The organism is Bacteroidota bacterium, assembly GCA_017303905.1.
Lineage (GTDB): Bacteria > Bacteroidota > Bacteroidia > B-17B0 > Aurantibacillaceae > JAHEYG01.
The window spans coordinates 1,217,018-1,231,428 of sequence record JAFLBH010000001.1; the positions used below are offsets into that span (position 1 = coordinate 1,217,018).

The window sequence follows — 14,411 nt, forward strand, 5'->3', positions numbered from 1 at the left end:
TTTTAGGATATTTATCAAATTTTAAAACATTATGCAAAACAAAGGCGCGATTAAAGTTTTCGCAATCTTATTAGGTCTGGCTTGTATCTTCTATTTGTCGTTTACATGGGTTACAAGAGGTGTTGAACAAGAAGCATTAGCTTACGCTGAAGGATTAGCTTCATCTCCAAAGGTGATGCAACAAGCAAAAGATTATGCTAAGGGAAATTCAACAAAAGAATTAAGCTATATCGATTCGGTAAAAACGAAAGTTGCTGATCGTTACTTAGATTCTGTAAAGAATTTACCAGCTTACAGTTTAGGATTTGCGAGCTACACTTACGAAGAGTGTAAGAAACGCGAAATCAACTTAGGATTAGATTTACGTGGTGGTATGAACGTTACTTTAGAAGTTTCGGTTATCGATATCATCAAGAATTTATCTAATAACAGTGCTGATGCAAACTTCAACAAAGCATTAGATGAAACTCAAAAGAATTTAGGTAAAGCAAACAATGATGATTTCATTACTTTATTCGAGAAAACGTATAAGCAAGTTGCTCCAAACGGAAAATTAGCTCCTATTTTCACTACTATCGAGAATAAAGGAAAAATCGAATACAACGCTACCAATGAGCAAGTAATCAAATTTATCCGTCAGCAAGTGGATGAGTCAATTACAAACGCTGAAAAAACATTCCGTTCCCGTATCGACCGTTTTGGTGTAGCACAACCAAATATCCAAAAATTAGAATCAAGCGGACGTATCTTAGTTGAATTACCTGGTGTAAAAGATAAAGCACGTGTACGTGAATTATTACAAGGTACTGCAAACTTAGAGTTCTGGGAAACTTACGAAAATCAGGAAGTAGCTCAGTATTTCGAAAAAGCAAACGAAAAATTACGTTTAGTATTGAATCCGGATGAAGCACCTGTTGTTGCTGATTCAACTAAAACCGATAGCTTATCGGCTAACGTTGCAAAAGCAGATTCTTTAGTTGGTGATTCTTCCCGTACTGCAGATAGTATTGCAAAAGCCGCTTTGGCTGCTAACACAAATTCTGTAAACGCTCAGGATACTGCTTACAAAAACTTCATTAAGCGTTACCCATTATATTCTCAATTAGCTCCAATTAAGCCAAGCTTATACAGCGATGGAAAACAACAGTATTTCACCCCGGGCCCTATTGTTGGTTTAGCTTACAGCAAAGAAGATACCGCAAAAGCAAACGAATACTTACGTAACGAAAAAGTACGTTCTGCCTTCCCTTCAAAAATGAAATTCATGTGGAGTTCAAAAGCGAAGGAGAGCAAAAACCAAAGTGGTGAAGTAGTTGGTTCATACTTTGAATTGTATGCAATTAAAATTACAGACCGTAACGGTAAAGCTGCTTTATTCGGAGATATTATTACCGACGCTCGTAAAGATTACGATCAAAAGAGCGGTGCGCATCCATACATCAGCATGAGCATGAACTCTGAAGCTGCTATTAAATGGAAGAACTTAACAAAGGCTAACATGCCTTCAGGTAATAAGCAAGGTCGTTGTATCGCCGTAGTAATGGATAACATGGTGTTCTCTGCACCACGTGTACAATCTGAAATTGCAGGTGGTCAATCTCAAATTACAGGTGATTTCACCAACGAAGAAGCAGACGCTTTAGTAGCGATTTTAAGTGCCGGTAAATTACCTGCTCCTGCTCGTATCGTTGAAGAAAATATTGTTGGTCCGACTTTAGGTTTAGAAGCAATTAATTCCGGATTAATTTCATTCGTAATTGCCTTATTAGTGATTTTAGTTTTCATGGCGATGTATTACAACAAAGCCGGTGTTGTTGCTAACGTTGCATTGATCGCAAATATGTTCTTCATCATGGGTATCTTAACTTCCCTTGGTGCGGTGTTAACCTTACCGGGTATTGCGGGTATCGTATTAACCATCGGTTTAGCAGTGGATGCGAACATCCTTATCTTCGAACGTGTTCGTGAGGAATTAGCATTAGGAAAATCAACGTCACAATCTATTAAAGAAGGTTTCAAGCATGCGATGAGTTCTATCATTGACTCTAACGTAACACTTGCCATCTTAGCGGTTATCTTAATGGTGTTTGGTACAGGACCGGTTCAAGGTTTTGCTACTACATTATTAATTGGTATCGGCGCATCTTTATTCTCTGCGATTTTAATTACCCGTTTAATTTTCGATTGGATGTTAGAGCGTAAAATGGAAATTCCATTTGACAACAACGCTACACGTAACGCCTTCAAAAATGTAAGTATCGATTTCGTTGCAAAACGTAAAGTATATTACGCTATTTCAACTTTGGTAATTGTTGTTGGTGTTGTATTCTACTTTAAAAACGGTGGTTTCAATTTAGGTGTTGATTTCAAAGGTGGACGTACTTACCAAGTTCGTTTTGAAAAGGACATGAATACAGAAGACGTGAAAAAATCGTTAGCGACTCCTTTTGAATCAGCTCCGGAAGTAAAAACTTTAGGAAGCGCGAACCAGGTTAAAATCACAACTACTTACCGTGTATCTGATAATGCAGCAACAGCTGATCAGGAAGTGGAAGAAGCTTTAAATACAGGTTTAAAAACTTTAGGCACTAAGTATGAAATCATGCAGCAGCAAAAAGTGGGACCAACCATTGCAACGGATATCGTGTATGGTGCTTATGGTTCCATCTTGTTCTCATGTTTATTAATGTTTATTTATATCGTTATCCGATTCAAAAAATGGCAATACGGTTTAGGTTCGGTTGTGGCTTTATTCCACGACGTGCTTATCGTATTATCATTCTATACGATTTTCGACGGTATCCTTCCATTCTCTTTAGAAATTGGTCAGGATTTCATCGCGGCGATTTTAACGGTAATGGGTTACACCATGACTGAAACGGTGGTTGTGTTTGACCGTATCCGTGAGCGTTTAGCAGAAAGTGGAAAATCGGATGTACAAGGTGAAGAGCGTAACAAGTTAATCAACTTCGCGTTGAACAGTACCTTAAGCCGTACCATTTTAACATCATTAACTGTGTTCTTCGTGTTATTGGTAATCTTTATTTGGGGTGGAGAAAGTATCCGCGGATTTATCTTCGCCTTATTAATTGGTCGTGTAATTGGTACTTACTCTTCATTATGTATCTCAACTCCAATTGTAGTTGACTTCGATACAGAAAAGAAGAAGTAATTTGAAATATACTTAAAATAAAAAACCCCGCAATCGCGGGGTTTTTTTATTGACTGAGATATGTTGTGACTAAGACAACTTCTTTAACGCTGCACGAAGATTAGAAATAATTCCATCTACATCTTCCATTTTACAAGTTCCCACCGATAAACGGTACCAGGCTGAGTCTTCACTTGCACCAAATGCGTAGAAAGGAACCACAGCCACTTTTGCCTCATCCAAAATATATTTAGTCACATCTTTGGTGGTCGATAAAACTTTTCCGTCTGCTGTTTTTTGTCCGTGCAACGAAAATTTAATGGTTAAGTAAATCGCAGCTTGTGGTGCAATTGCATCTACTTTATGGCCTTCCGCTTTTAATTGCTGGAAGCCTTTGTAAAATCCTTCGAGGCGATCGCTGATTTTTTGTTTTTGCTCCGCTAAGAAAACATCATACTTGCTGAGGTCGCTCAAATATTTTGCACTCGCCATTTGTTCCGCTTTAGGAGCCCATGCACCTACGTGCGTTAAAATGGCTTTCATTTTATCAATTAATTTTTTCGGACCCATGCTCCAGCCCACACGTACACCGGTAGCGGCTAATGATTTGGAGATACCGTCAACAAACACCGTGTAATTTTTCATTTCAGGGCGCAAACTAACAGGATCGTAGTGTTTCGTGTTGCCGTGAGTTAAAGCCCAATAAATTTGATCGTACATTAAGTATACAGGCTTTGCATCCGGTCCGCGACGAATGTTCTCCGCAAGAATCATATCGCAAATTTCTTCCAAACCTTCTTTACTAAATACAGTACCGGTTGGATTTTGCGGTGAGCATAGCGCCACTAAAGAAGCTTGTTGAATGAATGGTTTGATATCTGAAGCTTTCGGCATGAAATTATTTTCAGGAGTAGCCTCAATCACTACAGGTTTAGCGCCATTTAAATAAGTATAGTGGTTGTTATTCCAGGATGGCACAGCGAAGATCACAGTATCATTAGCATCCACGATAGCGCGGAAAATACTGTAGATAACGGGGCGCGCCCCTCCGGCAATTAAAATTTCACCTGCCGAATAATTTAAACCTCCACGCTCTTTTAATAATTTAGAAACTGCTTCACGCAATTCGAGCATACCGTCGGCTGCAGGATAATTCGTTTGATCATCAAAATAAGCATCAACGATCGCTTGTTTTAATTCGGTTGGAATAGGGAATACCTTCGGATTAAAATCACCAATGGTAAGATTATAAATCTTCTCGCCGTTTTTAATTTTCTCGTTGACTTCGCCGGCGAGTTTAATAATTTCTGAGCCGATAATGTTTTCGGCTAATTTGGATACTTTTAAATCCATTGGTTTTTGTGCGGTACTCATTGTAAAAAAGTTTGGGCAAACGTAAAGTAAATCTCAAATAATTAAAAGCCGGTGGTGTAAAAACTAATGATTTACTATCAACAGGAAGAACAAATAGTGAAGAATTGCGAAAGCAGAAAGCGAAGTTGAAAAGCGACCCCATGAACCACCCATCTAAAATCGCTAAACAGGCACCTAAATTCGTCTTTAAAATCCCTAAATTCAGCTAAAAAGATTTAGTATTTTATGCATTTTTCCCCCTAATTCGTCGAAAATCAGGGGGCATCTATTGACTAAATCAATTTAAATTACAATATTTACTTATATAATAACAATCTAAATATTCTAAATAATTTAGACTAATAAAACAAAGCCTATGAAAAGATTACAACTTGAAGATCTTTCGAAACAATTAGGGTATTCAAAAACCTTAATCTCAATGGTACTGAACGGAAAAGCCGATCAGTATGGCATTAGTAAAAAAACGCAGGCGATTGTTTTGGATGCCGTTGCTAAACTGGATTACACACCTAACAAGTTTGCAAAAGCACTTCGTACAGGTAAAAGTAATTTCATTGGTTTGATTGTGGCCGACATCTCTAACCCATTTTATTCTACCATCGCTAAAAATATTGAAACGACTTTGTTTGACCGTGGGTATAATTTAATGGTGTGTAGCACTGAAGAAGATGAAGAGCGCGAGAAAAAATTAATCGACATGCTCATTAATCAACAAGGTGTAGATGGAATTATCATTGCTTCTACTTTAAAGAACTCCGATTATTTTAATAGTCCGCGTTTTCAACGCACACCTCTTGTATTTATCGACCGTATCCTGCCTTTATTTAATGGCAATTTTGTGGTAACCGATAACTATGGCGGCTCTAAAGAAATTGTGGAAGCTTTAATTAAAAAAGGCTGCAAGAAAATTTTATGTTTATCGGTAACGCCTTCTTACATCAGTACCATCGACGATCGTATTAAGGGTTTTGTGGATGCAACTGAAAAGCACAACTTAAATTTAGGTTCTGAATTTATCGCACCAATTAATTTCAATAAAATTCAGGAAGATACTTTAACAACTTTAAAGAAAATGTTCTACCTGCATCCGGATATTGATGCGGTGTATTCATTGAATAACCATTTAGGAACAGCTACTTTAAAGGCCTTCAAAGATAAATCGCTCAGCAAATATTACGATAAAGTGAAATTAGCTTGTTTCGATGATATCGATTTGTTTAACCTCGTTGATAAACCTGTATTATCGGTATCACAACCGGTGGATGATATCGGCAGAAACGCTAGTTTATTGATGTTGGATATTATTGACGGTAAAAAGGAAAACAAATCAATGTTGGTATTACCAACTTCATTGATTGTTCGCTAGTTCTTCGAACAGTTCGACCTCAGTTAAGGGATTAAAAAGATAGACGGTTCCGGTTGCTATTTCAATGCAGCGGAACCGTTTTCGTATGCGCTCTCCTTTTTCGAAAACTTTATTCCCATTGTACAAAAACACACTTTTATACGGGAGATATTCTAAGAATATTTGCTGTGAATTTTCGTCGTAAAGTTTTAGCGTCCGTAATAAATTGGTATCCGTACAACTGGAAGCGGCCGGATTTTGCAAGTATTTCCGAATAGCATAAAGTACATCCGCCGGAAAAATTTCAGTTATCAAAAAAGGCTGCATCAAAATTTTAAATTCATTTTTCCATTCTTGTCCGTGCGGCGCCACCGTATTTTTAAATTTATTAAATGTACTTAAGTGCGCCACTTCATGTACGAGCGTTACCAAAAAGGAATATTTATTGAGGTTGTGATTAATCGTAATCACATGGTTCATTCCGTTTTGAGGGGAAGAGTAATCGCCCAATTTGGTGCTGCGTTCTTTTTTGATTTTTAATTTGAAATCATAATCTACAATCCATCGTGCAATGGTTTCAACAGCGCCTTCCGGAATGTACTTTTTCAGTACTTCACAGTTTTTTTGAAATTGCAATTCGCGCGCTGTCATAAAATAAAGTTACGGAATCCATCACAGAGTGGATTCCTGCAAAAATTAAATTTTCAACAATACAAACTGGATTATAAGTGCATGTATTCCTCAAACGGAATACCCTGATGAAATTCTTTGGAGTAAATAAATTGCTTTAAATGAGCTGCCCATTCGCGATGTGATTTTTTATCGTGTAATATAGCCGCGTCGAATGGTTTACTGAAATGGATACGCACGGTTTGTCCGCGCTGCTTAAACATTTCATCCGGAAGAAACAGCATCTCAATATTGCCTTTAATGCCTAAACGTTTGCGGGCATTGGCAAAACGGTAAAAGAATTTTGAATTTTCTCCCTCAATAAATGTAGGGACAATCAAACGTTTATGATCGATGGCCTGTGTAACAAAACTTTTTTTCCATTCTAAATCCCGGATGAGCCCGTCTTGTTTTCTGGAAACCAAACCTGCCGGAAATATTAATACCGCGTCATTTGAACGCAATACTTCATCCATACTACGTAATGATTTTGCTGAATTCGCTCCAATTTTATTGACACCAACAAACACATCGCCAAAATTTTTGAGATTCTTTAATACATCGTTTACAAGAAAACGAACATCCGGACGAATCTCGCCAACAGCTCGTATTAAAGCCATACCGTCTAGTCCGCCAAGTGGATGATTAGATGCAACAATAATACGTTTATCAGTTGGAACATGATGCGCATTTACTGATTCAATTTTAGCACCCAGTAAATCAAGTCCCTTCGCGTTAAACTCCAAACCGCAAAGATCTTTCAAAATCACCATCGCGTCATTAATCTCTTCTTCATGAAGTTTGCGTTTTAACCAATTGATGGTAAAACCCGGTAACCACTTTTCAATGTGTGGCACCTTTTCCTTTAAAATTTTAGAAACATCTATGAATTTAGGATCCGACATATTACGGGACAGCAAAGTTAACATTACTTGTTAATATCTGTGCATCAAAAATTAAGGCTTTTTTCAAATCCGAGCGCTGACCCAAAGACCTTGAAAGCCGCGCCAATTCTGTGTTTTAAGCCACTTTCAAATTTTATTTATTAATCATTTTTTCCTTTCAAAAATATTAACAGAAACCAAGTTTTCAACAAAAGTGGTAAAAAATGGGTTAAAGTGGTAAAAGGTGGTAAAAATTTGGGTATTTTTGACCCATATCACAGGAAAACCCTTGTAATGAACAGTTTGATAGGAGAATACGATTGTAAGATGGATGTCAAAGGCCGCATCATGTTTCCGGTTAATCTACGGAAGCAACTGGAGGCTGCCTTCGATCAAGGCTTTGTGATTAACCGAAATCTTCACCAAAAATGTTTGGTTTTATATCCGGTGGCCGAATGGAATAAGCTCAACAAAAAATTGAGCAAACTCAACCGCCTAATAAAAGCCAACGATGTTTTTGTAAGAAAGTTTACAGGTGGTGCTACCGCTTGCGATGCCGATACAACCGGACGTATTCTTTTGCCGAAAGCTTTAACTGAGTACGCTGATATTAAAACAGATATCAAAGTTTTAGGTAGTAATAATGTGATTGAAATCTGGGATAAGAAAATGTATGAGGACTTCTTAAACCAGGATGTCAATATTGAAAAATTAGCTGAAGATGTGTTGGGTGGATTAAACTTTAATGATGGAGATGATGAGTAATCATTATCACATTCCCGTTCTTTTACAAGCATGTATTCAAGGCCTTAATATTAAACCTGATGGTGTATACGTTGATATCACTTTCGGTGGAGGAGGGCATTCAAAAGAAATTTTGAAACATCTCGGACCTAACGGTAAGCTCATTGCTTTCGATCAGGATAAGGATGCTGCTGCTAATGTTCCTCAAGACGATCGTTTAATTTTTGTTCCGCAAAATTTTCGTTTTCTGAAAAACTATTTACGTATAAATGGTTTTAACAGCGTGGATGGTATTTTGGGAGATTTAGGCGTTTCTTCTCATCAGTTCGATGTTGCCGAAAGAGGTTTTTCCATTCGTTTTGATTCCAAATTGGATATGCGAATGAATCAACAAAGTGATTTGTCGGCTCGTGAAGTCATTAATAATTATGATGAAAAGCAACTGCTCTTCATTTTTAAAAATTATGGTGAAATCGATAACGCGTTTCGCTTGGTAAAACTCATTATCGAAAAACGAAATGAAGAAACCATTGAAACCACCGATGATTTAAAAAAAGCGATTAAATCCTGTACGCCAAAATTTGAAGAGAGCCGTTACCTCGCGAAAGTGTTTCAGGCAATAAGAATGGAAGTGAACCAGGAGATGGAAGCACTCAAAGAATGTTTATCACAATGTGTGGAAGTGCTGAAACCGGGTGGGAGATTAGTGATTATGTCTTATCACAGTTTGGAAGATCGTTTGGTGAAGAACATTATGAAGACAGGAAATATTGAAGGCATTGAAGAAAAGGATATTGTTTTCGGAACAAGTAAAAAAGTATTTAAGCTTTTAGGTTCCAAACCAATTATTCCGAGCGAAGATGAAATTAAAAATAACAGCAGAGCCCGTAGCGCAAAACTTCGGGTGGCTGAAAAAATATAGAGTACTAATTATATAACTAAAAACCTAAGTGTCCAACAAATTCAGAGAAGTTCCTGTAAAGGAAATTATAGAGAAAGAAGTTGAAAACGTTGATTCAAAAAAATCAACAACGGACACCCCTCCCCCTATCCGCCGCGGCGGACGCAAAAAAGGAGTATTAGCCAAAGGTCTTTCGGCTGTATTCAGCGGTACATTTTTAACTAATGAAAGCACACTTAAGCATGTGCCTTTCATCTTGTTCCTCGCTTTAATCGCAATTCTGTACATCGCTAACGGTTATTATGCCGATGACAAATTGCGTGAGGTAAATAAAATCACCAATGAATTAAAGGAGTTGAGGTCGGAATACATTTCTACAAAATCAGATTTAATGTTTGTGAGTAAGCAAAGTGAAGTGGCAAAAGCCGCGGAACCATTGGGAATAAAAGAACCCATTGTACCGCCAATGAAGATTAAAGTGGATTCAACAGTTGCAATTAAATAAGTGGAGAATAAAAAAGACATATTAAGTCGCGCTTACATTGTATACATACTCATGTGTGTGTTTGCTGTAACTATTCTTTACAGAATTTGTGTTATCCAATTTAAGGAAGGTGAACATTGGAAAGCGCGTGCCGAATCCTTAACTACAAAATTAGTTGAGATTGAAGCGGTACGCGGAAATATTTTTGATGCTAATGGAAATCTGTTAGCGACTTCTTTACCTTATTACGAAGTGGCAGTAGATATCAATGCACCGGGCATCGATGATAAATTGTTTAACAGTAAAAAGGATTCTTTGGCACAATGCTTAAGCGATTTATTCAAAGATAAAAGCAAACGCGAGTACTTGCGCATCTTAAAAAGTGCCCGTTCTTCAGGTGATAATTACGTGGTATTAAAACGAAATGTTCCATACAAAGATTTACAAGCGCTCAAAAAATTCCCGATTCTTCGTCGTGGTCGCCGCGGCGGTTTAGTTACGTTGCAAACGAATAAGCGTGAACGCCCTTTTAAAATGTTAGCAGCACGTACCATCGGATTATCCCGTCAGGGAGTTAAACCGGTTGGACTCGAAGGCGCATTTGATACTATTTTATTAGGTACACCCGGAAAACGTTTAATGCAAAAAATTGCAGGTGATGTATGGCGTCCTATTAATGATGAGTTTGAAGTTGAGCCAAAAGACGGAAGTGATTTGTATACAACCATCGATGTAAACATACAAGATGTGGCATCCCATGCATTATTAAAAACCTTAGTTAAAAATAATGCGTCATATGGATGTGTGGTGTTGATGGAAGTGAAGACCGGAGAAATTAAAGCCATTGCCAACTTAACACGCAATCAAAAGGATTCGACTTCTTACTCTGAAAATTTAAATTATGCAATTGGTTATGCCACGGAGCCGGGTTCAACATTTAAGTTGGCTTCTATGTTGGCGGTAATTGATGAGTACAATATTTCATTGGAGGAAAAAGTGTTTGTAGGTGATGGTAAAGCTATGTTCTCTAATTTGGAGATGAAAGATTCTCATGCGCCGGAAACGCCAACCTTAACTGTACAGCGTATTTTTGAAACTTCATCGAATGTAGGCGTCGCTAAATTGGTAACAAAATATTTTTCGAAAGAACCACAAAAATTCATTGATAAATTAAATTCATTTCATCTGGATAGAAAATTAGGAATCACCATTCCGGGTGAAGCAACGCCACGTATCAAGCAAACAAAGAATAAAGATTGGTACGGAACTTCATTGCCCTGGATTAGTCACGGTTACGAAAGTTTAGTAACACCAATTCAAACTTTAACCCTTTATAACGCCATTGCTAATGATGGTAAAATGATTAAGCCACGCTTCGTAAAAGAGATTCAACGCAACGGAAAAACAGTAAAGAAATTTGAAGCCGAAGTGATTGCCGAACAAATTGTAAAAAAGGAGACTGTAGCGAAGGCAAAAAAATTAATGGAAGGTGTGGTTAAGAATGGTTCAGGAAAAGGATTAAATGTGAGCGCGTTCCCGGTTGCCGGAAAAACAGGTACTGCAAAAATTTCCAAGAACGGTATTTACGAAAAAACATATCAGGCCTCATTCGTTGGGTATTTCCCGGCTGATAATCCACTTTATACTTGCATTGTTCTAATTAATACGCCAAGTAATGGCGTTTATTATGGAGGCTTAGTAGCAGGACCGGTGTTTAAAGAAATTGCTGAAAAAGTATATTCAGGAAGCCTTGATTTCATTCAGCCAATTAATACAAAACAAAACCTACTAACCAAAGCGCCTGAGGTTATCAAATCTAAAGGAGAAGAATTAGAGAAAGTATGCGACGCATTTGCTTTACCAAAAAAGAATGGCATTGATGGAAATAAGTACGTTGCAAAAAGCACCGGCGATTCAACTAAAGTTGTTTTGGTAGAAACAAACATCGAAAGCACCTTGAAAAAAGGATTGATGCCAAATCTGCAAGGATTATCAGCGAAGGACGCTTTGTTTTTATTGGAGAATAACGGATTAAATGTAAAGTTGTTCGGTGTTGGTACCGTAAAAAAACAATCTCTGGAAGCCGGAAAGAAATTTAATAAAGGTGATAAAATCAGTTTAATACTCAGCTAAGTGAAATTATTAAGCGACATATTATATAAAACCCGTTTGGAGGAAGTGATTGGTTCAACACACATGGCTATTTCTTCTGTTACGTTTGATTCACGCAAAGTAAAGAAGGATACATTGTTTGTGGCAACTCGCGGAACTGCAACCGACGGACATGCATACATTGATAAAGCCATTGAAGCGGGTGCTGTTGCTATTGTATGTGAGGATCTTCCGGAAACAAGAAAGGAAAATGTAACATACATTAAAGTAACGGATTCAACACACGCTCTAGGATTTATTGCCTGTAACTATTTCGACAATCCTTCTACGAAATTAAAACTGGTTGGCGTTACCGGAACTAACGGTAAGACAACCACGGTTACTTTATTATTTAATTTATTCAGAACACTTGGATACAATGTAGGATTGCTTTCTACTGTTCAAAACAAAATCAATAACACTGTTATTCCTTCAACCCATACAACACCGGATGCATTATCCTTAAATGAATTGTTATCGGTAATGGTGGAACAAGGATGTGATTACGCTTTTATGGAAGTGAGTTCTCATGCGGTTGTACAGAACAGAATTGCAGGTGTTCAGTTTACCGGTGCCATATTCACAAACATCACGCACGACCATTTAGATTACCACAAAACATTTGACGAGTACATTAAGGCTAAGAAAAGATTTTTTGATAATCTTCCTGAAGAAGCTTTTGCAATCACTAACAAAGATGATAAAAACGGGATGGTGATGTTGCAAAACACTAAAGCGCATAAATACTCCTACAGCATTAAAAATGTAGCCGATTATAAATGTAAGATTATCGAAAATCATCTGAACGGATTGTTATTGAATATTAATAATCATGAAGTTTGGGTGAAGTTGATCGGAACATTTAATGCGTATAATGTTTTAGCTGTTTTCGCAGCAGCACATTTATTAAAGCAGGATGTCATTAATATTCTTACCACATTAAGCAATTTAAATTCGGTAGAAGGACGTTTCCAATATGTGAAATCGGAAACCGGAATTATTGGTATTGTAGATTATGCGCATACACCGGATGCATTGAAAAATGTATTAGAAACAATCAAAGACATTCGTTCAGGAAATGAAAATGTAATTACGTTGGTGGGTTGTGGTGGTGACCGTGATGCGGCAAAACGTCCGGTGATGGCAAATATCGCTTGTCAGTATAGCAACAAGGTAATTTTAACTTCTGATAATCCGCGCAGCGAAGATCCGGAGGAGATTTTAAATCAAATGCAAGCTGGTGTTGATGCAAGTGATTTCAAAAAAACATTACGCATCAGCGATAGAAGAGAAGCGATTAAAACAGCTTGCACCTTAGCACAAAAAGGCGATATCATTTTAATTGCCGGAAAAGGTCACGAGAAATATCAGGAGATAAAAGGCGTGAAACATCCATTTGATGATTTAGAAATTTTAAAAGAAACGATTAAAGCAATGGGAATTTAATATGCTGTATTACTTATTTCAATATTTAGATAAACTTGATTTTCCGGGAGCGGGTGTGTTTCAATACATCTCTTTCCGCGCAGCATTGGCTTTAATCACTTCGCTATTGATTTCATTAGTGTTTGGTAAGCGCATCATCGAATTTATCCGCCGCAAACAAATCGGAGAAACAATACGTGAGTTAGGATTAGAAGGACAAGTACAAAAAACCGGCACGCCAACGATGGGTGGTTTAATTATCATTCTGGCCATTATCATTCCTACTTTATTATTTACTAAAGTTCTTAATGTTTACATCATCTTAATGCTTATCTCAACAGTGTGGTTAGGTGGCATCGGTTTCTTAGACGATTATATCAAAGTATTTAAGAAGAACAAAGAAGGTTTACAAGGCAAGTTTAAAGTAATCGGACAAATCGGAATTGGATTGATAGTAGGAAGCGTATTGTATTTCCATCCGGATGTAGTGATAAAGGAACGCATTGAAAGTACCGGTGCTGATATTGGAAAAATTTCCGGACAAACAGAAATGAAATTACATGCACCAAAGTATGCTAGTACGCCAATTAAAACCTTAAAAACAACCATTCCGTTTCTAAAAAATAACGAGTTGGATTATGGCAAATTTATTTCATGGCTATGCGATGATTGCGCTAAATACGGCTGGATCATTTTTATTCCAATGGTAATATTAATTGTTACCGCTGTATCTAATGGTGCAAATATAACCGACGGTATAGATGGTTTGGCTGCAGGAACGAGTGCCATCATTGGAGTTACTCTTGGAATTTTAGCATACGTTTCCGGTAATATGGTGTTTGCAGATTATTTGAACATCATGTATTTGCCAAACACAGCGGAGTTGGTGGTATTCATCGCTGCTTTCGTTGGTGCATGCGTTGGTTTCTTATGGTACAATGCTTATCCGGCACAAGTATTCATGGGCGACACAGGCTCTTTAGCAATAGGTGGAATCATTGCTGTATTTGCTATCGCCATTCGCAAAGAACTTTTGATTCCGATTTTATGCGGTGTGTTCTTGGTGGAAAATCTTTCGGTCATCATGCAAGTATTTTACTTCAAGTATCAAAAGAAAAAACGCGGATTGGAATACGCACAAACACATCGCTTGTTTAAAATGGCTCCATTGCATCACCATTATCAAAAAGTTGGTTTTCACGAGTCGAAGATTGTAATGCGCTTTTTCATTATTGGATTAGCATTGGCGGTATTAACTATTGTAACACTTAAGTTAAGATAAA

11 protein-coding genes are annotated in these 14,411 nt (G+C 37.4%); 8 read left to right on the plus strand and 3 right to left on the minus strand.

The window, feature by feature from the left end:
* Positions 1 to 31 precede the first annotated feature (31 nt).
* On the plus strand, positions 32 to 3,172 hold the full coding sequence (secDF, locus tag J0L69_05125; GenBank protein ID MBN8692555.1) for a protein translocase subunit SecDF: 3,141 nt from the start codon (positions 32 to 34) through the stop codon (positions 3,170 to 3,172).
* 69 nt (positions 3,173 to 3,241) lie between these two features.
* Here secDF and J0L69_05130 read toward each other — a convergent pair whose 3' ends face one another.
* On the minus strand, positions 3,242 to 4,504 hold the full coding sequence (locus tag J0L69_05130) for a pyridoxal phosphate-dependent aminotransferase (protein ID MBN8692556.1): 1,263 nt from the start codon (positions 4,502 to 4,504) through the stop codon (positions 3,242 to 3,244).
* 376 nt (positions 4,505 to 4,880) lie between these two features.
* Here J0L69_05130 and J0L69_05135 point away from each other — a divergent pair, with 376 nt between their 5' ends.
* Entirely contained in the window at positions 4,881 to 5,891 is a 1,011-nt protein-coding gene (locus J0L69_05135) for a LacI family DNA-binding transcriptional regulator (GenBank protein ID MBN8692557.1), read from the plus strand.
* Here the strand turns inward: J0L69_05135 and J0L69_05140 are convergent.
* Both J0L69_05140 and J0L69_05145 read right to left on the minus strand, forming a co-directional pair.
* Positions 5,874 to 6,521: a SprT-like domain-containing protein gene (locus tag J0L69_05140; protein MBN8692558.1), complete on the minus strand. Its 648-nt coding sequence runs from the start codon at positions 6,519 to 6,521 to the stop codon at positions 5,874 to 5,876. The genes J0L69_05135 and J0L69_05140 overlap by 18 nt on opposite strands.
* Before the next feature lie 71 nt (positions 6,522 to 6,592).
* On the minus strand, positions 6,593 to 7,444 hold the full coding sequence (locus J0L69_05145) for a 1-acyl-sn-glycerol-3-phosphate acyltransferase (GenBank protein MBN8692559.1): 852 nt from the start codon (positions 7,442 to 7,444) through the stop codon (positions 6,593 to 6,595).
* A gap of 273 nt (positions 7,445 to 7,717) precedes the next feature.
* Here J0L69_05145 and mraZ point away from each other — a divergent pair, with 273 nt between their 5' ends.
* The 6 genes from mraZ to J0L69_05175 are packed head-to-tail and all read left to right on the plus strand — an operon-like array spanning position 7,718 to position 14,410.
* Positions 7,718 to 8,188, plus strand: coding sequence for a division/cell wall cluster transcriptional repressor MraZ (gene mraZ, locus J0L69_05150; GenBank protein MBN8692560.1), 471 nt, complete (start codon positions 7,718 to 7,720; stop codon positions 8,186 to 8,188).
* Positions 8,181 to 9,089 carry a 16S rRNA (cytosine(1402)-N(4))-methyltransferase RsmH gene (gene rsmH, locus J0L69_05155; protein ID MBN8692561.1) on the plus strand — a complete coding sequence of 303 codons (909 nt, stop codon included), beginning with the start codon at positions 8,181 to 8,183 and terminating at the stop codon, positions 9,087 to 9,089. Before mraZ ends, rsmH begins: the two co-directional genes overlap by 8 nt.
* 28 nt (positions 9,090 to 9,117) lie before the next feature.
* Positions 9,118 to 9,573 (plus strand): hypothetical protein, encoded by a 456-nt coding sequence (locus J0L69_05160; protein MBN8692562.1) that lies wholly within the window; start codon positions 9,118 to 9,120, stop codon positions 9,571 to 9,573.
* On the plus strand, positions 9,574 to 11,685 hold the full coding sequence (locus J0L69_05165) for a transpeptidase family protein (protein ID MBN8692563.1): 2,112 nt from the start codon (positions 9,574 to 9,576) through the stop codon (positions 11,683 to 11,685).
* Positions 11,686 to 13,149 carry a UDP-N-acetylmuramoyl-L-alanyl-D-glutamate--2,6-diaminopimelate ligase gene (locus J0L69_05170; protein ID MBN8692564.1) on the plus strand — a complete coding sequence of 488 codons (1,464 nt, stop codon included), beginning with the start codon at positions 11,686 to 11,688 and terminating at the stop codon, positions 13,147 to 13,149.
* A 1-nt stretch (position 13,150) separates the two neighbouring features.
* Positions 13,151 to 14,410, plus strand: coding sequence for a phospho-N-acetylmuramoyl-pentapeptide-transferase (locus tag J0L69_05175; GenBank protein ID MBN8692565.1), 1,260 nt, complete (start codon positions 13,151 to 13,153; stop codon positions 14,408 to 14,410).
* Position 14,411 lies beyond the last annotated feature (1 nt).

Bases quoted from the DNA above. Each gene is read 5' to 3' on its own strand.
- J0L69_05145 (MBN8692559.1), bottom strand. From the start codon at position 7,444: ATGTCGGATCCTAAATTCATAGATGTTTCTAAAATTTTAAAGGAAAAG.
- J0L69_05135 (MBN8692557.1), top strand. From the start codon at position 4,881: ATGAAAAGATTACAACTTGAAGATCTTTCGAAACAATTAGGGTATTCA.
- mraZ (MBN8692560.1), top strand. From the start codon at position 7,718: ATGAACAGTTTGATAGGAGAATACGATTGTAAGATGGATGTCAAAGGC.
- J0L69_05175 (MBN8692565.1), top strand. From the start codon at position 13,151: ATGCTGTATTACTTATTTCAATATTTAGATAAACTTGATTTTCCGGGA.
- secDF (MBN8692555.1), top strand. From the start codon at position 32: ATGCAAAACAAAGGCGCGATTAAAGTTTTCGCAATCTTATTAGGTCTG.
- J0L69_05130 (MBN8692556.1), bottom strand. From the start codon at position 4,504: ATGGATTTAAAAGTATCCAAATTAGCCGAAAACATTATCGGCTCAGAA.
- J0L69_05140 (MBN8692558.1), bottom strand. From the start codon at position 6,521: ATGACAGCGCGCGAATTGCAATTTCAAAAAAACTGTGAAGTACTGAAA.
- rsmH (MBN8692561.1), top strand. From the start codon at position 8,181: ATGAGTAATCATTATCACATTCCCGTTCTTTTACAAGCATGTATTCAA.